The sequence below is a fragment of the Streptosporangium sp. DT93 genome, assembly GCF_049844535.1.
Classification (GTDB): domain Bacteria; phylum Actinomycetota; class Actinomycetes; order Streptosporangiales; family Streptosporangiaceae; genus Streptosporangium.
Map to the genome: position 1 here is coordinate 84,473 of NZ_JBNCLF010000016.1, position 16,540 is coordinate 101,012.

Annotated in this window: 19 protein-coding genes; 11 read left to right on the plus strand and 8 right to left on the minus strand. The window is 72.7% G+C overall.

The features are described 5' to 3' along the window. The first annotated feature begins 18 nt into the window (after nt 1-18). From ACLQ2R_RS29210 to ACLQ2R_RS29220, 3 genes are all read left to right on the plus strand, one after another. Entirely contained in the window at nt 19-813 is a 795-nt protein-coding gene (locus tag ACLQ2R_RS29210) for a hypothetical protein (protein WP_425964041.1), read from the plus strand. Beyond that, nucleotides 810-1,886, plus strand: a complete 1,077-nt coding sequence (locus ACLQ2R_RS29215; RefSeq protein WP_425964042.1) for a glycosyltransferase — start codon at nt 810-812, stop codon at nt 1,884-1,886. Before ACLQ2R_RS29210 ends, ACLQ2R_RS29215 begins: the two co-directional genes overlap by 4 nt. A gap of 107 nt (nt 1,887-1,993) precedes the next feature. After that, a complete protein-coding gene (locus tag ACLQ2R_RS29220; RefSeq protein ID WP_362799392.1) occupies nt 1,994-2,275 on the plus strand; it encodes a metal-sensitive transcriptional regulator in 282 nt (93 codons plus the stop codon). A gap of 88 nt (nt 2,276-2,363) precedes the next feature. Here the strand turns inward: ACLQ2R_RS29220 and ACLQ2R_RS29225 are convergent, their stop codons facing one another. The 3 genes from ACLQ2R_RS29225 to ACLQ2R_RS29235 all read right to left on the minus strand — a co-directional run bounded on the left by ACLQ2R_RS29225 (nt 2,364) and on the right by ACLQ2R_RS29235 (nt 4,660). Continuing rightward, nucleotides 2,364-2,552, minus strand: coding sequence for a hypothetical protein (locus ACLQ2R_RS29225; protein WP_362799636.1), 189 nt, complete (start codon nt 2,550-2,552; stop codon nt 2,364-2,366). A 208-nt stretch (nt 2,553-2,760) separates the two neighbouring features. After that, the gene (locus ACLQ2R_RS29230) at nt 2,761-4,104 is read right to left on the minus strand and encodes a hypothetical protein (RefSeq protein ID WP_425964043.1); all 1,344 of its coding nucleotides are present in this window, start codon (nt 4,102-4,104) and stop codon (nt 2,761-2,763) included. A gap of 13 nt (nt 4,105-4,117) precedes the next feature. After that, nucleotides 4,118-4,660 carry a gamma carbonic anhydrase family protein gene (locus tag ACLQ2R_RS29235; protein WP_425964044.1) on the minus strand — a complete coding sequence of 181 codons (543 nt, stop codon included), beginning with the start codon at nt 4,658-4,660 and terminating at the stop codon, nt 4,118-4,120. A 138-nt stretch (nt 4,661-4,798) separates the two neighbouring features. Between ACLQ2R_RS29235 and ACLQ2R_RS29240 the strand changes: the two genes are divergently transcribed. Then, the gene (locus tag ACLQ2R_RS29240; protein ID WP_425964045.1) at nt 4,799-6,454 is read left to right on the plus strand and encodes a hypothetical protein; all 1,656 of its coding nucleotides are present in this window, start codon (nt 4,799-4,801) and stop codon (nt 6,452-6,454) included. A 277-nt stretch (nt 6,455-6,731) separates the two neighbouring features. Here ACLQ2R_RS29240 and ACLQ2R_RS29245 read toward each other — a convergent pair whose 3' ends face one another. The 5 genes from ACLQ2R_RS29245 to ACLQ2R_RS29265 all read right to left on the minus strand — a co-directional run bounded on the left by ACLQ2R_RS29245 (nt 6,732) and on the right by ACLQ2R_RS29265 (nt 10,390). Beyond that, nucleotides 6,732-6,962, minus strand: coding sequence for a hypothetical protein (locus tag ACLQ2R_RS29245; RefSeq protein ID WP_425964047.1), 231 nt, complete (start codon nt 6,960-6,962; stop codon nt 6,732-6,734). Between the two features lie 126 nt (nt 6,963-7,088). Further along, nucleotides 7,089-7,841: a GntR family transcriptional regulator gene (locus ACLQ2R_RS29250; RefSeq protein ID WP_425964048.1), complete on the minus strand. Its 753-nt coding sequence runs from the start codon at nt 7,839-7,841 to the stop codon at nt 7,089-7,091. Nucleotides 7,842-7,992: 151 nt separating this feature from the next. Further along, nucleotides 7,993-8,544, minus strand: a complete 552-nt coding sequence (locus tag ACLQ2R_RS29255; protein WP_425964049.1) for a VanZ family protein — start codon at nt 8,542-8,544, stop codon at nt 7,993-7,995. Nucleotides 8,545-8,657: 113 nt separating this feature from the next. Next, complete coding sequence (locus ACLQ2R_RS29260) at nt 8,658-9,440, minus strand: dienelactone hydrolase family protein (RefSeq protein ID WP_425964050.1); 783 nt, start codon at nt 9,438-9,440, stop codon at nt 8,658-8,660. 191 nt (nt 9,441-9,631) lie between these two features. Continuing rightward, nucleotides 9,632-10,390, minus strand: coding sequence for an IclR family transcriptional regulator (locus ACLQ2R_RS29265; RefSeq protein WP_425964051.1), 759 nt, complete (start codon nt 10,388-10,390; stop codon nt 9,632-9,634). Nucleotides 10,391-10,466: 76 nt separating this feature from the next. Between ACLQ2R_RS29265 and ACLQ2R_RS29270 the strand changes: the two genes are divergently transcribed. Genes ACLQ2R_RS29270 through ACLQ2R_RS29300 form a run of 7 tightly spaced genes read left to right on the plus strand, consistent with a single transcriptional unit; the run spans nt 10,467 to nt 16,540 of the window. Then, the gene (locus tag ACLQ2R_RS29270) at nt 10,467-11,921 is read left to right on the plus strand and encodes a 2-hydroxymuconic semialdehyde dehydrogenase (RefSeq protein ID WP_425964052.1); all 1,455 of its coding nucleotides are present in this window, start codon (nt 10,467-10,469) and stop codon (nt 11,919-11,921) included. Beyond that, nucleotides 11,914-12,714: a 2-keto-4-pentenoate hydratase gene (locus ACLQ2R_RS29275; RefSeq protein WP_425964053.1), complete on the plus strand. Its 801-nt coding sequence runs from the start codon at nt 11,914-11,916 to the stop codon at nt 12,712-12,714. Before ACLQ2R_RS29270 ends, ACLQ2R_RS29275 begins: the two co-directional genes overlap by 8 nt. After that, entirely contained in the window at nt 12,711-13,694 is a 984-nt protein-coding gene (locus ACLQ2R_RS29280) for an acetaldehyde dehydrogenase (acetylating) (RefSeq protein WP_425964054.1), read from the plus strand. Before ACLQ2R_RS29275 ends, ACLQ2R_RS29280 begins: the two co-directional genes overlap by 4 nt. Beyond that, a complete protein-coding gene (gene dmpG / locus ACLQ2R_RS29285; protein WP_425964055.1) occupies nt 13,691-14,818 on the plus strand; it encodes a 4-hydroxy-2-oxovalerate aldolase in 1,128 nt (375 codons plus the stop codon). Before ACLQ2R_RS29280 ends, dmpG begins: the two co-directional genes overlap by 4 nt. Continuing rightward, nucleotides 14,815-15,609: a 2-keto-4-pentenoate hydratase gene (locus ACLQ2R_RS29290; protein ID WP_425964056.1), complete on the plus strand. Its 795-nt coding sequence runs from the start codon at nt 14,815-14,817 to the stop codon at nt 15,607-15,609. Before dmpG ends, ACLQ2R_RS29290 begins: the two co-directional genes overlap by 4 nt. Beyond that, the gene (locus tag ACLQ2R_RS29295) at nt 15,606-16,028 is read left to right on the plus strand and encodes a RidA family protein (RefSeq protein ID WP_425964058.1); all 423 of its coding nucleotides are present in this window, start codon (nt 15,606-15,608) and stop codon (nt 16,026-16,028) included. The genes ACLQ2R_RS29290 and ACLQ2R_RS29295 overlap by 4 nt, the downstream gene beginning before the upstream one ends. Beyond that, on the plus strand, nt 16,025-16,540 hold the full coding sequence (locus ACLQ2R_RS29300) for a 3-hydroxyanthranilate 3,4-dioxygenase (protein ID WP_425964060.1): 516 nt from the start codon (nt 16,025-16,027) through the stop codon (nt 16,538-16,540). The genes ACLQ2R_RS29295 and ACLQ2R_RS29300 overlap by 4 nt, the downstream gene beginning before the upstream one ends.

The window sequence follows — 16,540 nt, forward strand, 5'->3', positions numbered from 1 at the left end:
CGGGGAGGGGGCTCGACGATGCCTGTCGTCGTCAGCGATGCCGAGGTCACCCTGGCAGACGTTCTCTCACTTCGGCTGGCCGTCGACGAACCGCTGGCCGACGGCGCCGAGCTGGTCCTTCGCAACCGGGCCACCTCGGCCGAGAGCCGGGTGCCGCTCGGCAGACCGGGGGCGGAGGTGCGCGACGCCGCGCTCGCGGTCTCGCTCGCCCCGCTGGAGCTCGGACCGGGCCGCTGGGACACGTACCTGCAGCAGGGCACGTCGCGCACCCGGCTGCGCAGCGTCGACCCCGGTTTCTCCCTCGACCACCTCGAGGCGTACGCGCTGAGCCGGCGCACGCTGGCCTACCGCGCGTACCGGACCCGGAACGGTTTCCTGGCGTTGAAGATCGACGACGCCCGGCCGGCGGCGGAGGTCAGGTCCGTCTGGTTCCGGGAGGGCCGCTTCGAGGTGACCGGGCTGCTGGCCTTCACCGGCCTGGAGGACGACGAGGCGCGGCACGAGGCCCGCCTCACCCTGAACCGCAACCGGCCCGACGCCGAGCTCTCCTCGGCCGCGACGGTCCAGGGGGTCCGTTTCCACGCCGCGCTCTCGCTCTGCGACGTCATCGAGGCCGCCCCCGGCCAGACCGGTACCTGGGAGCCCTCGCTGCAGGTACGCGGAGTCTCCACCCCGCTGCGGCTGGGCTCCCGGCTGGACGACGTCGACGGCAAACGCCGGCGGCTGCACTACCCGGCGGCGCAGATCGACGGGGTGCCGATCCGCCCGTGCTACACCGCGGACGACGAGCTGCGGATCGAGGTCGGTGGGTGAGGATCTGCCTGCTCGTCCCCTCCGTGTACGGCATGCGCGGTGACATCCGCTCGATCGTCAACCTCGCGGGGGAGCTGGCAGAACGTCACGACGTGGAGATCGTCAGCGTCCGCCGCCACCGGGAGAGGCCGTTCTTCCCGGTGGCCTCCGGCGTGGAGCTGTCCTGGGTGGTCGACGGCAGGCCCGGGGTGAGGCACCTGCTTCCCGGCGGCCGGATGCGCGCCGAGGTCGCCCTGTGGCGGCGGCTGCGGGGCCTGAGGGCCGATGTGGTCATCAGCACCCGGCCGGGGCTGAGCGTCCAGGTCGCCCGGCACGTGCCCCGCGGCCCGATCCGCATCGCCCGTGAGTGGGGCCGCCCGCCGGTGCCGGGACCGATCAAGAGGTTCTACCCGCGCCTGGACGCCGTGGTGACCGCCACGGAGACGGCCCGGCAGGAGTGGGACGGGCTGCTGTGCGGGAGCGTCCCGGTCGGCGTGATCCCGGACGCGCTGCCCGCCGGGCCGTGGCCGCGCTCGCGGATGGACAACCGCATCGTCGCCGCGGGCGGGCGCCTGGTGCCGGTCAAGGCCCACGAACGGCTGATCCGGGCGTTCGCCGTCGTCGCGGGCAAGCGACCCGACTGGCGGCTGCGCCTGTACGGCGGCGGCCCCGAGGAGAAGCGGCTGCGCGCCCTGGTCGGCGACCTCGACCTGCACAACCACGTCTACTTCATGGGCACGACCTCCGACCTGACCGGCGAGTTCGCCAAGGCCTCGATCGTGGCGACGACCTCCAGGACCGAGGAGCTCGGCATGACCGTGATCGAGGCGATGTCCAGCGGGGTGCCGGTGATCGCGTTCGACAGCCCGCGCGGGCCGGGGGAGTTCGTGACCGACGGGCGCAGCGGCGTCCTGGTCGCCGAGGGGCGGGAGGAGATCGAGGCGTACGCCTCGGCGCTGCTCACGCTCATCGACGACGAGCGGCGGCGCAGGACGCTCTCGGCGGGCGCGCTGGAGGCCGCGACGGCGTACGGGGCGCCCGCGGTGGCGGAGCTGTGGGAGAAACTGATCGCGTCCACGTCCCGCCCGGCATGAGGGGGAGACCGATCGCGGCGACGTCCCGCCCGGCGTGACCGGGATGGCCGGGGTGGGGGAGAAACCGGTGGCGGCCACGTCCCGCCGGACCCGGGTACCGTTGGGACATGCATGGGTACAGCGGTGACAAGCAGGCGTACCTGACCCGCCTGCGGCGTATCGAGGGGCAGATCAGAGGCCTTCAGCGGATGGTCGAGGAGGACGCCTACTGCATCGACGTGCTCACCCAGGTCTCGGCCGCCACCCGGGCGCTCCAGGCGGTGGCGCTCGGTCTCCTGGAGGACCACATCGGGCACTGTGTCACCGACGCCATCGCGGCGGGCGGCCCGGAGGCGGAGGAGAAGGTCAAGGAGGCCTCGGCCGCGATCGCCCGGCTCGTCCGCTCGTGACTAGTCACATGACTATCTTTTTCGACCGCGTCCCGGACCCCGTCGAAGGGTCCGGGACCAGGTCTCGGAAATCGTTCCTGCCGTGGCCTCAGCAGACAGCCGAGGCGCTCAACCCGAGCGCGTTGTCGAGCTCAACCAAGGTGAGGGGCCGTTCGCTGATCGCGACGGCGGACAGCACCTCGGCGTAGAGCGCGATCTCGTCCAACGCGACACGGTCGTGGACTCTGGAGTCCAGGTCGTCGTGCCCCACCGCGTCGTCCTTCCTTCCGCAGCCCACACCCACTTCGAGGTTACGGCGGGCGGTCATCGGTGCCCATGGCCCATCGGGACCATTCCTCGCCCCGCCCGGTCCGTCCTCTTGGAGGATCATTTCCCGATTGCGAGATCACAATTCAGCCAATTGTCTGATACATACGGGCTGAGAAGGATATAGCGGCAGTAAGGATAAAATAACTAAATCTGTGGTTTGCCGTCATGGAACCGTGTCAGAAGTGACGGGGATAGGTGCCCGATGCTCCCGGGACGGGATCGTCCCGCTCGTGCGTGAGCCGGTGCACCACGGCCGAGGCCGTCGCGAACCCGCGCTCCGGCACCTCGGTGCCGGTGAGGCGGCACCAGGCGAGCCCGACGGCGTAGGCGGCTCCGAGCAGGGCGGCGGCGGTGGCCCGGTCCGGCGGGTGCAGCGCCGACGGCAGCTCTCCCGAGCGCGGCCAGCACTTCCGCAGCGGGTGCGAGGCGTCGGCGAGGACCTCGTTCACGATGTGCCGCAGCTCCGGGTCCAGCCACGGGGAGAGCCCGTCGGCCGCCCGGGGGGCGAAGGCCTCCAGGTCCGCGGCCAGCAGCGAGGCCGCCACCGCCCGGGGGTCGGCCCCGGCCGGGGCGAGGAAGCCCAGCGCCGCGACCAGGTCGTAGACCGCGTGCTGGAAGTGCTCGCCTGGGAAGGCGTCGGGCAGCGTGACGTGCGACGGGCAGCGCGCCAGCCACGCCTCCCGTACGGCCTCGTCGCCGTCGTGGGCCAGGACGGGGTCCTGGCAGGCCCGCCGGAGCAGCGGCCGGAGCATGCACAGCAGGGCGTCCGCGCGCGGCCCGAACCTCGGGTCGCCGCGGATCACGGCCGCGGTGTCGGCCATCAGCGCGACCAGCCGCAGGCCGGCCTCGGGATGGGCGGCCCTGACCCGCTCGCAGTAGAGGGCGACCAGATCGTCCAGCCGGGTGGGCGGCAGCCAGCGGACCCACTCGTCACCGGGGAGCGGGCGGGCCAGGAACTCCCCGAACATCGACAGCAGCACCTCGTTGCCGTCGAAGGCCGGGGCGTAGGCGCACCACATGAGCGTGCCCCAGATCGCGGCGACGGGACTGGCCACCTCCGGCGCGAACAGCCCGGTGAAGGCCACGGTGAGCGGGAAGTCCTCCCGGCGCCTGCCGCGCTGGGAGATCACCAGCTCGCGGACGCGCTCGGTGATCTCGTACGGCACGTCGGGGCCGACGAAGCCCTGGACCGAACCCCGGTCCACGGTGAAGTCGAGGCCGGTGGGGATCAGGTGCGGCAGGATCGCCGAGGCGACCCGTGTCCGCTGCGCCGCCGCGCGAAGATCACGGCCGGCCGGGGGCGCGGTCAGGTACCAGCGGCCGTCGGCGGGGTCCTGCCGGTACCAGCGGGCGTGCGCGCCGAACAGCCAGCGCCCGCCGTCCGAGGTGGCCAGCGCGCGCTCCGCCAGCATCTGGGCGCGCGTGAACGGCGACAGGACGGCCCACCGGGGGTCGGTCACCATGGCCCGCACGTCGTTCTCCACGGCGTCGAACCCGTCCCACTGCCACATGCCCGTCATCGGCGCTCCGGGGTCAGGCCTGTGGCACGGGGACGGCGGCGCGGTGGCGGGCGGCCTTGTCGACGTAACCGGCCGCCGTGCCGGCGAAGAGGGCGCGGTCGTCGTCGGTGAGGTCGCGGACGATCCTCGCCGGGACGCCCGCGACCAGCACGCCCGCGGGGATCCGCTTCCCCGGCGGGATCACGGTGCCCGCTGCGACCAGCGTTCCCGCGCCGATCCTGGCGCCGCCCAGCACGATCGCGCCGATGCCGACGAGGGACCCGGTCTCCACGTACGCCCCGTGCACCATGGCCCTGTGCCCCAGGCTCACCCGGGGCTCCAGCACGGCGGCCTCGCCCGGGTCGGCGTGCAGGCAGCACAGGTCCTGGACGTTGCACTCCTCGCCGATCTCGACGTCCTCGTCCTCGCCGCGCAGCACCGAGCCGTACCAGATGCTCGCGGCCCGGCCCACCCGGACCCTGCCGACGATCACCGCCCCGGGGGCGACGTAGGCGTCCGGATGGATCCGGGGGACGGCGTCGTCGCCGAGCGTGGCGACGTAGGGTGCGGAGGTCATGACAGCGATGGTACGGGGGGCGATTTGTCCGGTGTTTCGGCGGCCAGGTGGGGGTTCAGGTTGCGGACGGGGGCGTTAAGCAGGAAAGTCGTGTCCTGACGTCTCCTTTTCCGCCACACGATCTCCACGGGCAGTGCCATGACAAATCAGCACGAGAGCTTTCCCGACCTGATGCATGAGGACTCGTTCGAGGTCGTCATGCGCGGTTACAGCCGCCGCCAGGTGCACGACTACATGGACCGGCACCGCCACCAGATCCGCGAGCTGGAGCAGCGGCTCGCGCACGCCGCCCAGCAGGTCGAGCAGAGCCGGCTGGAACTCGACGAGGCGCGCCGCAGGGTCTCGGACGTTCCGCAGGGCTACGACGAACTCGGCGAGCGGCTCAGCCAGATCCTGAAACTGGGCGAGGAGGAGGCCGCCTCCAAGAAACAGGTCGCCGAGGCGGAGGCCGCCCGGGTGAGCGAGGAGGCGGCCACCGAGTCCGAGCGGCTGCTCACCTCCGCGCAGGAGCGGTCCGAGAGCATCCTGAACGCCGCGCAGCAGGAGGCGGAGCGCCGGGTGGCCGAGGCCACCGCCGCGGCCGAGCAGATGCTGTCCCAGGCCGGGAACGACGCCGAGGAGACGCTGAACGCGGCCCGCGCCGAAGCGGACGAGACGCTGCGCGGCGCCCGCGACGAGTCCGAGCGGCTGGTCACCTCGGCCAGGAACGAGGCCGAGCGGACGGTGGAGGAGGCCCGCGCCGAGGCCGAGTCCACGGTGGCCGCCGCCCACGCCGAGGCGCAGGCGACCGTCCTGGCCGCCGACACCGAGGCGCAGTCCACGCTCGCCGCGGCCCAGCGGCGCGCAGCCGTCCTGGACGAGTCCACCGGCCGCCGGGTGGTCTACCTCACCGACACGCACAACGAGGTCATGCGCCGCCTGCACGAGATGGGCGCCGTCCTGGGGGACGTGCTGCACCGCGAGGGCAGCGCCGGGCCGCTGGTCGACGAGGACGCCGTGCTGCCCCCGGCGCGGGTCAAGCCCGCGCTGACCGCTTCCACCTCTCCCGCCGCTCCCGTGGTCTCCGGCGACGCGGGTGCCGGGGACGGCTCCGAGAGCTCCGCCGGTTCCGGGGCATCCGCCGGTTCCGAGAGTTCCGGCGGCTCCGGCCGGACCTCCGACGAGACTCCGGGCGAGTCCTTCGCGGGTGTTCCCGCCGAGAGCTCCCCGGGTGCTCCGGGGGTCTCTGGTGTCGCGGGTGCCTCGGGTGCCTCGGCCGGAGGTTCCGCGGACGCTTCGGCCGAGCCCGTCGGCCCGGTCTCCGGAGGTACCGAGCCGGAACGCGCGCCGGGACGGACCGGAGCGGGACAGGAGCCGGCCGGGGAGGGTCCCGGTCGCACGGCCAAGGACGGTTCCGGCCGCACGGCCGGGGACGAGCCCGGCCAGACGGCCGGGGGCGGCCGGGGCGAGGACCCGATCGACGACTCACCCGACTTCGCGTCCGTCCGCGTGATCGTGGACGACGACCTGCCCGCCAGGGGCGCCGTTCCCTCCGCCGGGGAGCGGTCCGGAGAGCGGCACGCCGACCCGTACGCCGGCAAGAACATCGGCAAGGACATCGGCAAGGACGCCGGTACGGCTTCCGGCCCGGAGGCCGACAAGGAGAACGGGGCGGAGGCCGCGCCAGAGGCCGGGGCGGAGAGCCCGGCGGAGGCGGGGACCGGCGGTGCCACGGGGCCGGACGCCGACACCGACACGGTGATCACCCCCGCGCCCGGGCGCAGGAACCAGCGGTACGCGAACCCGCGCAAGTAACGACTCGTCCGGAAGGGGGGCCGCGAGCGGGTGACCGCCGGGCCCCCCGCGGCCGGTCGCCCTTCGTCGGGTCTCCAGGAGGTCGAGGCGTCGAGGTCGTGGGGACATCGGGGCCTCGGAGGTCTCGGAGGTCTCGGAGGCGTTGAGACGTCGGGACGCCGAGGTCGCCGGGATGCCGGGCGGAAGCCCCCGCCCCCGATCGGGTCGGGGGCTTCCGCGATCTGAGGCCCGGCGCCGGGACCGCGTCGGATCCGCTCATCCCGGCACCGGGCGGTTTTCAGGCGTTCGTCCCGGGCTCCGTGCCGCCGGAACGTTCCCGTTGTTCGAGGAGCTGCTCGCGCAGCCCTTCGGAGTCGTCCGCGTCGATGGTCATCGCGCAGCCGAGGTCGCGCTGGGCGGAGGTCAGCGGGTGGTGGCGGGTCGCCCACCACCTGCCCGCGTCGCTCCGCCAGATCGTCCAGTCGGGAAACTCCCGGGCGATCTCCGCGAGATGTCGGTCGAATGACATCCGTGCACCTTCCCCGCGCCCAGGTTCGCCCTTTCGACGTTCCACCTTCGACGGTGAGGCAGTTCTCTAGAGAAATCAATGATCGCGGGGGACAGGTCAACCTATCGGTTGACGGATGGTCTTGATCTATGCGTCGAAGTCGTACTGAAGTACATAAGAGGCGGCGTCCAGCACCATCTCGTTCACCTCGACCGCCGTGCCCTCGGCCGTGTAGGCGACCCTGGCGACGGCGATGACCGGGGTGCCCGCGGGCAGGTCGAGCTGGACGGTCTCGTGGGGATGGGGCATGCGGGCACGGATCTCCTCGGTGAAGTGGGCCGGGGGGTGGCCGAGCTCGCCCAGGCGCGCGTAGACGCCCCCGGCCCCGGTGTCCTGCCTGGTGATGGCGCTCCCCTCGACCAGGCCGGCCGGGAAGTGGGAGACCGAGAGCTGTACCGGCCTCCCGTCCACCGAGTAGCGCCGCCTGCGGACCCACACCTCCGGGCCTCCCAGGACGCGTGCCACGGCGTCCTCGGCGGTCTCCCGCTCGATCTCCACCTCGTCCACGGTGTAGGGGCGGCCCCTGGTGTCGGAGTCCCAGATGGCCTCCCCGCGTCCCCAGCCGTCCTGGGAGAGCCGCTTGGAGCCGTGCCGCCTGATCGGGCGGAACTGCCTGACGTAGACCCCCGATCCGCGTTTGGGGACGGCCAGTCCTTCGTTGATCAATACGGAAAGAGCCTGCCTGGCGGTCGCACGGGCGATGCCGTGTCTCGCCATCAGGGCGTTCTCGCCCGGAAGCCGATCCCCGTCTCGGAGATCACCGGACAGGATCGCTCGGCGAAGCCCGTCGGCGATGCGCCGATAGATCGGGGGCTCGGGAGGTACCGGGGACTGCTGCACGTTCGATCACCCTCTGTCACCAACCGGGTTTGGCGTCTCCAGAGAACTTGCCCCGCCTTGTCCACGATCGCACAGATGCAGAGGGTGGTAATGATGCTTCTTTTGGGGGAATCGTGCCCCTGTGGTGATCTTCGCGGGTTTTCCCGGTCCGTTACCGTGGAACGGTCCCGGCCGGTATTCGCGCGGCCCACCACCGGCGCGTGACGAGCGCGGCCAGGACGGCACCCGCCGTGTTGACGATCACGTCGTCGACGGAGCTGACCCGTCCCAGACCCAGGGCGTACTGGAGCGTCTCCACGGTGATCGACGCCGCCGCCGCGACCGCCGCGACGGCCCCGATCCCTGCGGGCGAGGCGAAGCGCGCCGAGCGGACCGGAAGCATCGCGCCGAGCGCGGCGAAGACCAGGAGATTACCCCCGACCTGCACGAACGCCGTCTGAGGAGGCCCCTGGAGGACCGCCCGCAGGTCCGCGAAAGGGACCGGGCCGACACCGCCGGGACCGGCCGCCGGGGTGAGGATCATCCAGATCCAGGGGGCGGTCCCGGCCACCGCCACCACGTCGGCCAGGGCGGTGCGGACGGGGTGGGGACGGCCCGCGCGGGCGCGGCGGAGGGCGAGCAGGCGGGCGGCCACCACGGCCACCGGGACCGACAGGAAGGCCGCGATGACGACGTTCCCCCACATCTGCCACGCCTGGTGCATGAGGCAATGATGCCGGTCCGCGGGGCCGGACGGGCGGCTCGCGGGGGTACGGGAAGGTGACCTTCCGGCAAGGTCCCCTCGCCGCCGCCGCCTCCCTCCGCCGGAGACCGCCGTCAGGGCTGGGCGTCCCCCTCCGGAGCGGACGTCCACGGCGAGGCGGGGCTCAGGTGGCGGCCGAGGAAGGCCACGGTCCGCTCCCAGACGATCTGTGCCGCCACGGGGTCGTGGAACTGCGGGGCCTCGTGGTTGTGGAAGGCGTGACCGGCCTCCTCGGCGACGTACATCTCGACGTTCGGCCGTCCGGCCGCGGCCTCCTCCACCACGGCGACCCGCTCGCGCGGGATGAACGGGTCCGAACCGCCGAAGACGAGCAGGAGCGGGCGGGTGATCTTCTCCAGCATGCCCGTGGCGTCAGGGACGGCGGAGCCGTAGAACGACACGGTCGCGTCCACCTCCATCGTGGCCGCGAGGAGGTAGCCGATCGAGCCGCCCAGGCAGAACCCGAGCACCGCCGCCCCCGCAGTGCCCCCGGCGCCCCCGCCGCCCTCCGTGACGCCTTCGGTGGCCTCGGGAAGCTTCCGCAGGTGCGCCAGGGCCATCGCCGCGTCGGCCACCCCCTGGGGCACGTCGAACGCGGCGCCCAGTTCCATCGACCGCGCCGTCCCGGCCTCGTCGTGCCCGGATACCCAGTTGGGCCGCAGGCGCCAGAACAGGTCGGGGGCGCCGACGACGTACCCGAGCGCGGCCAGGTCCTCGGCGACCCTCCTGATGTACGGCCCGACCCCGAAGATCTCCTGGAGCAGCAGGACGACCGGTCCCCGGCCGCTCGGGGGCAGCCAGAGGTGCAGGTCGAACGAGCCGTCGGCGACGGTGACCGTCTCGGTGCGAGCTTCCACGAAAATCCTCCTGGCGGGTCCGGAATCGTCAACGAGCAGTGAATCGCATACCCGCCGGACGCGGACAGATGTGAGTCTCCGCCGCGCGAACCCTCCACCGCACCCGTCGTCCCCCTGTTCGAGGCCCACACGACCCCGCGCGCTCACCGTCCTCGCGCGCTCACCGTCCTCGCGCCCGCCCTCCCGGGCCGTCAGATGGTCCTGGCCAGGGCGCGGGAGATGCCCAGGGCCGCGGCCTTGACCGCCGGGGCCAGCCGGGCCGGATGGAAGCGGGCCAGCGGGACCGACACCGAGAGCGCGGCCACGGCCACGCCGTCGCCGAACACCGGGGCCGCGATGCAGGCGCCCCCCGGCTGGGCCTCCTCGCGCTCGTACGCCAGCCCCGAGGCCTGGATCTGGCCGAGGGCCTCCTCCAGCCGCCGGGGGTCGACGATCGAGTGCGGGGTCAGCCGGCGCAGCGGGCGGCCGAGGATCTCGTCGATCAGCTCGGGACCGGAGTAGGCCAGCAGCGCCTTGCCGATGCCGGTGCAGGTCAGCGGGAGGCGCCCGCCGACGCGGGACGGCAGCGCGAACGCCTCCTGGCCCTGGATCTTCTCGACGTAGACCACGTCGAGGCCGTCGCGCACCCCCAGGTGGACGGTCTCGTGGGTGGCCTCGTACAGGTCGTGCATGAAGGGCAGGGCCGCGTGTCTCAGGTCGCGTTCCCCGGGCACGATGCTTCCGAGCTCGAAGAGCCGGCGGCCGAGGTAGTAGCCGTCCGGGCGGCGGGTGATCGCGCCGATTTCGGTCAGCTCGGTGAGGAGCCGGAAGGCGGTGGTCTTGGGCAGGTGACAGCGTTCGACGACGTCGTTCAGGCGCAGCGGTCCTCCCGTGGGGCGGAACGCGTCAAGGACGAGCCATGACTTCTCCAGCTGGGAGAGCCGGTCGGGGTTCCGTCTCACGGAACGCATTGTTGCCTATCGGCCGCCTCACGTTCTATACCCGTACGTAGTGACCTCCACATAGGACGATCCCCGGGGAGCAGACGTGTCCGACCAGGTGAACCACTTCATCGGTGGGGTGCCGGTCGCCGAGGGGGCGACGTTCGCGGCGTACGACCCGGTGACCGGAGCGGTGGTCGGTGAGGTCCGCGAGGCGGATCGGGCCGTCGTCGACCGCGCGGTGACCTCGGCCCGCGCGGCCCTGCCCGGGTGGGCGGCGCTGCCGGTGGCCGAACGCGCCGCCTGGATGCGCCGCCTGGCCGGCGCGATCGAGGAGCGGTTCGAGGACCTGGTGGCCGCGGAGATCGCCGACACCGGAAAGTCGATCACCCAGGCGCGCACCCTGGACATCCCGCGCGGCGCCGCCAACTTCCGGTCGTTCGCCGAGATCGCGGCCCAGCATCCGGAGAACGCGTTCCACCTGACGGACGTGCTGAGCTACACCGTGCGCAGACCGCTGGGGGTGGTCGCGGTGATCGTGCCGTGGAACCTGCCGTTCCTGCTGGCGACCTGGAAGCTCGGGCCCGCGCTCGTGTCGGGCAACACCGTCGTGGTCAAGCCGTCGGAGCACACGCCGGGCTCGATGGCGGTGCTCGCCGAGATCGCCGCCTCGATCGGCCTGCCGCCCGGCGTCCTGAACGTCGTGCACGGCTTCGGCGCCGGCTCCACCGGCGCGTTCCTGGTCGAGCACCCCGGCGTGGACGCGGTCACCTTCACCGGCGAGAGCCGGACCGGATCGGCGATCATGAAGGCGGTGGCGGACCGGGTCAAGCCCGTCTCGTTCGAGCTGGGCGGCAAGAACGCCGGGCTGGTCTTCGCCGACGCCGACCTGGACGCGGCCGTCGAGGGGAGCGTGCGGTCGGTCTTCACCAACGGCGGCCAGGTCTGCCTGTGCACCGAGCGGCTCTACGTGGAGCGGCCCGTCTTCGAGGAGTTCACCGAGAGGCTGGCCCGCCGGGCCGGGGAGCTGCGGTTCGGCCGGCCCTCCGACGAGAACGCCACGATGATGCCGATGATCTCCGCCGAGCACCGCGACAAGGTGCTCTCCTACTACGAGCTGGCCGCGCGCGAGGGCGCCGAGATCCGCGCCGGGGGCGGCGTGCCCCGGTTCGGCGACGACCGCGACGGCGGCTACTACGTGGAGCCGACCGTGCTGACCGGCCTGCCGCACGACTCCCGGGTGAACCGGGAGGAGATCTTCGGCCCGGTCTGCCACGTCGCCCCGTTCGACACCGAGGCCGAGGCCGTGGCGCTGGCCAACGACAGCGAGTACGGCCTCGCGGCGACCGTGTGGACCTCCGGCCTGAGCCGGGCCCACCGGGTCGCGCAGTCGCTGGAGGCCGGCCTGGTCTGGGTCAACACCTGGTACCTGCGCGACCTGCGCACCCCGTTCGGCGGGGTGAAGCTGTCGGGCATCGGCCGCGAGGGCGGCACGCGCTCCCTGGACTTCTACTCCGAGCCCACCACGATCACGATCAAGCTGGAGCCCGAACATGACTGAGTGGAGCGAGGCCACCGACGTGCACGCCGAGGCGGCCGACCGGCTGCTGGAGGCGGCCCGGAGCGGCACGCCGTGCGCCCCGGTGCGCGAGATGCTCCCGGCCGGGAGCACCGAGGCCGCCGGGTACGCCGTACAGGAGATCAACACCAGGCGGGCGCTGGCGCAGGGGCGCCGTCCGGTGGGCAGGAAGATCGGCCTGACGTCCCAGGCGGTGCAGCGCCAGCTCGGCGTGGACACCCCGGACTACGGGGTGCTCTTCGCCGACATGGCCTACCTGGACGGCCTGACCGTGCCCACGGGCCGTTTCCTCCAGCCCCGGGTGGAGGCCGAGATCGCGCTGGTGCTGGGGAGCGGCCTGGAGGGCGGCCCGTTCACCGTGGCGGACGTCATCCGCGCGGTCGACTTCGTGCTGCCCGCCATCGAGATCGTCGACAGCCGCATCGCGAACTGGGACATCACGGCCGTCGACACGATCGCCGACAACGCCTCCAGCGGCGCGTTCGTCCTCGGCAACACCCCGGCGGACCTGCGCGCGGTGGACCTGCGCCTGGCCGGGATGACCATGACCCGGCGCGGCCAGGAGGTCTCCACCGGCGCGGGCGCCGCCTGCATGGGGCATCCGCTGAACGCCGCGGTCTGGCTGGCCGACGCGCTGGGCCGCACCGACTTCCCGCTGGGCGCCGGGGACGTCGTGCTCACCGGAGCGCTCGGCCCGGTGGTCGCCGTCGAGTCCGGCGACGCCTTCGAGGCGCACATCGACGGCCTGGGGTCGGTAAGGACGGTCTTCTCGTGAAAGTCGCGATCATCGGTTCCGGGAACATCGGCACCGACCTGATGTTCAAGGCACTGCTCTCGGAGCGGGTCGAGGTGGTCGCGATGGCGGGCATCGACCCCGGCTCCGACGGACTGGCCCGCGCCCGCCGCCGCGGGGTCGCCACGACCGGCGAGGGCGTGGAGGGGCTGGTGGCGCTGCCCGGGTTCGACGAGGTGGACGTGGTCCTCGACGCGACCTCGGCCGGGGCGCACCGGCGCAACGACCGGGTGCTGCGCGCGCACGGCAAGCGGGTCATCGACCTGACGCCGGCCGCGATCGGCCCCTACGTGGTGCCCTCGGTCAACCTGGAGGCCCACCTCTCCGAGCCGAACCTCAACATGGTCACCTGCGGGGGGCAGGCCACGATCCCGATCGTGGCGGCGGTCGCCTCGCGGACGCCCGTCCGGTACGCGGAGATCGTCGCCTCGATCGCGTCCCGGTCGGCCGGGCCGGGCACCCGGGCCAACATCGACGAGTTCACCGAGACGACGGCACGGGCGATCGAGCGGGTCGGCGGGGCCGCCAGGGGCAAGGCGATCATCGTGCTGAACCCGGCCGAGCCGCCGCTGATCATGCGCGACACGGTCTACTGCCTGGTCGGCGACTGCGACGAGGCCGCCGTGACCGGGGCGGTGCGGGACATGGTGGAACAGGTCAGGACGTACGTGCCGGGCTACCGGCTCAAGCAGGAGGTGCAGTTCGAGGAGATCGGGGCCGGGGAGCCGCTGCCCGACGGCACCCGCGACGGCGGCGTCAAGGTGACGGTCTTCCTGGAGGTGGAGGGCGCCGCCCACTACCTGCCCGCCTACGCCGGCAACCTCGACATCATGACCTCGGCCGCGCTGCGCACCGCCGAGCGCCTGGCCGACCGGACGCCAGGACGCTTGGAAGAACGTCCGGACGGACCCGTGGCCCCGGCCGCCGGCGCCCGGGACCGGGACGTGGAGGTGGGGGCATGAAGCTGTACGTGCAGGACGTGACGCTGCGGGACGGCATGCACGCCATCCGGCACCGCTACACCGTCGGCCAGGCCGCCACCATCGCCGCGGCCCTCGACGCCGCCGGGGTGGCGGCCATCGAGATCGCGCACGGGGACGGCCTCGCCGGGGGCGGCTTCAGCTACGGCGTGGGCGAGCACACCGACGACGAGTGGATCGAGGCGGTCGCCGGGGCCGTACGGCGGGCGAGGCTGACCACCCTGCTGCTGCCCGGGATCGGCACGGTCCGGGACCTGCGGCGCGCCCACGCCCTCGGCGTCACCTCGGTCAGGATCGCCACCCACTGCACCGAGGCCGACGTCTCGGCCCAGCACATCTCCGTGGCGCGCGAGCTCGGCATGGACGTGGCCGGATTCCTGATGATGTCCCACCTGGCCCCCGCCGGGGAGCTGGCGCGGCAGGCGGCGCTCATGGAGTCCTACGGCGCGCACTGCGTGTACGTGACCGACTCGGGCGGCCGGCTGACCATGGACAGGGTCCGGGAGCGTATCCGGGCCTACCGTTCGGTGCTGCGGGAGGAGACCGAGATCGGCATCCACGCCCACCACAACCTCGGGCTGGGCGTGGCCAACTCGGTCGTCGCGGTGGAGAACGGCGCCCACCGGGTGGACGCCTCCCTCGCCGGGATGGGCGCGGGCGCGGGCAACTGCCCGATCGAGGCGTTCGTCGCGGTGGCCGACCTGACCGGCTGGGAGCACGGCTGCGACCTGTACGCCCTGATGGACGCGGCCGACGACCTGGTCAGGCCCCTGCAGGACCGGCCGGTACGGGTGGACCGGGAGACGCTGACGCTCGGCTACGCCGGGGTCTACTCCAGCTTCCTGCGGCACGCCGAGGCCGCCTCGGCGCGCTACGGGGTCGACACCCGGGCCATCCTGGCCGAGGCGGGCCGCCGCCGGATGGTGGGCGGCCAGGAGGACATGATCGTGGACATCGCCCTCGACCTGGCACGCCCGGCCTCCCCGGAGAGCCCGGAGAAAGCGACCCCGGAGGAGGCGGCCGGTTCACGTGAACCGGCGCGTCCGGCGCGTCCCGTGGACCCGGTCCTGTCCGGGCCGGGCACCCGTTCGGAGGAGAAGGCATGACCGGCTTCGGAGGAGAGGGCATGACCGACCCGCACAGGCTGGCCGCCGTCCTGGACGAGGCGATCCGCACCGGCCGCGCGGTGCCGCGGCCGGAACAGGACTACGACGTGGCCGACGCCTACCGCGTACAGGAGGAGCTGATCCGGCTCCGCCTGGAGCGGGGGGACCGGCTCGCCGGGGTGAAGCTGGGCTTCACCAGCGAGGGCAAGCGCCGCCAGATGGGCGTGCACGACGTCATCTTCGGCCGGGTCCCCGCCTCGTCCGCCATCGCCGACGGCTCGTACGTGGACGTGTCCGGCTTCGTCCACCCGAGGGTGGAACCGGAGGTCGTCTACCTGCTGGGCCGGCGCATCGCCTCGCCCGCCGACGCGCTCGCGCCGGACGCCGTCGCGGCCGTCGCGGTCGGCGTCGAGGTCATCGACTCGCGCTACGAGGACTTCCGCTTCTCGCTGCCGGACGTGATCGCCGACAACACCTCGGCCGCCGGGTACGCCGTCGGCCCGTGGCAGCCCCACGACCCGTCCCGGTGGAACCTGGGCGTCGTCCTGGAGATCGACGACCGGGTGGTGCACGCCGGGTCGACCGGTGCGATCCTGGGTGACCCGCGCCGCGCCCTGGCGGAGGCCGCGCGATTGGCCGAGCGGGTGGGAATGGTCCTGGAGGAGGGGTGGATCCTCCTGGCCGGGGCCGCCACGCCCGCCGAGCCGCTCCTGCCGGGCGCGCGGGTACGGGCCGAGATCCAGCACCTGGGCTCGGTGTCGTTCACCGCCAAGGAAGAGGGCACACCATGAACGAGGGGCTCGTCGTCGCCGGGAAGGCCGTCCCCCGGGGGCGGTTCCCGCACGTCAAACGGGCGGGGGACTTCATGTACGTGTCGGGCACCAGCTCGCGCAGGCCGGACGACACGTTCGCCGGGGTCAGGACCGACACGTCCGGCAAGATCATCCTGGACGTCGCCGAGCAGACCCGGGCGGTGATAGAGAACATCGGCGACATCCTCAAGGCGGCCGGGGCCGACCTGAGCAACCTCGTTCAGATCACCACGTACCTCGTGAACATGGACGACTTCGGCGCCTACAACGCCGTCTACGCGGAGTACTTCGACGAGACCGGGCCGTCCCGCACCACCGTGGCCGTCCGCGAGCTGCCGCACCCGCACCTGCTCATCGAGATTCAGGCCGTCGCCTACCGACCGGAGGATCATCAGTGATCAGCCCCATCGACTTCACCGCGTGGATCGACGAGCACGCCCACCTGCTCAAGCCGCCGGTGGGCAACAAGATGGTCTTCGAGCGCAGCGACGACTTCATCGTCATGGTCGTCGGCGGCCCGAACGCGCGGACCGACTTCCACATCGACCCCTACGAGGAGCTCTTCTACCAGATCCGCGGCAACATGCACGTCAACGTCATGACCCCGGAGGGGCCCCGGACCGTGCACGTCCGCGAGGGCCAGATGTGGCTGCTCCCGGCGAACACCCCGCACTCGCCGCAGCGTCCCGAGGAGGGCTCCGTCGGCCTGGTGGTGGAGCGGATCCGGCCGGACGGGGTGCTGGAGAAGTTCCTCTGGTACTGCCCCTCGTGCAGTGCCGTGGTCCACGAGGTGGAGCTCCAGGTCCGGAACATCGTGACCGACCTGCCGCCGATCTTCCAGGCGTTCTACGACGACGAGAAGGCGCGCACCTGCGACGACTGCGGCGCGCTGCACCCGGGCAAGGGATAA

Excerpts from the sequence above, each read along its gene's own strand:
- ACLQ2R_RS29210 (WP_425964041.1), top strand. The coding sequence starts at position 19 with ATGCCTGTCGTCGTCAGCGATGCCGAGGTCACCCTGGCAGACGTTCTC.
- ACLQ2R_RS29220 (WP_362799392.1), top strand. The coding sequence starts at position 1,994 with ATGCATGGGTACAGCGGTGACAAGCAGGCGTACCTGACCCGCCTGCGG.
- ACLQ2R_RS29230 (WP_425964043.1), bottom strand. The coding sequence starts at position 4,104 with ATGACGGGCATGTGGCAGTGGGACGGGTTCGACGCCGTGGAGAACGAC.
- ACLQ2R_RS29235 (WP_425964044.1), bottom strand. The coding sequence starts at position 4,660 with ATGACCTCCGCACCCTACGTCGCCACGCTCGGCGACGACGCCGTCCCC.
- ACLQ2R_RS29240 (WP_425964045.1), top strand. The coding sequence starts at position 4,799 with ATGACAAATCAGCACGAGAGCTTTCCCGACCTGATGCATGAGGACTCG.
- ACLQ2R_RS29245 (WP_425964047.1), bottom strand. The coding sequence starts at position 6,962 with ATGTCATTCGACCGACATCTCGCGGAGATCGCCCGGGAGTTTCCCGAC.
- ACLQ2R_RS29255 (WP_425964049.1), bottom strand. The coding sequence starts at position 8,544 with ATGCACCAGGCGTGGCAGATGTGGGGGAACGTCGTCATCGCGGCCTTC.
- ACLQ2R_RS29265 (WP_425964051.1), bottom strand. The coding sequence starts at position 10,390 with ATGCGTTCCGTGAGACGGAACCCCGACCGGCTCTCCCAGCTGGAGAAG.
- ACLQ2R_RS29275 (WP_425964053.1), top strand. The coding sequence starts at position 11,914 with ATGACTGAGTGGAGCGAGGCCACCGACGTGCACGCCGAGGCGGCCGAC.
- dmpG (WP_425964055.1), top strand. The coding sequence starts at position 13,691 with ATGAAGCTGTACGTGCAGGACGTGACGCTGCGGGACGGCATGCACGCC.
- ACLQ2R_RS29290 (WP_425964056.1), top strand. The coding sequence starts at position 14,815 with ATGACCGGCTTCGGAGGAGAGGGCATGACCGACCCGCACAGGCTGGCC.
- ACLQ2R_RS29295 (WP_425964058.1), top strand. The coding sequence starts at position 15,606 with ATGAACGAGGGGCTCGTCGTCGCCGGGAAGGCCGTCCCCCGGGGGCGG.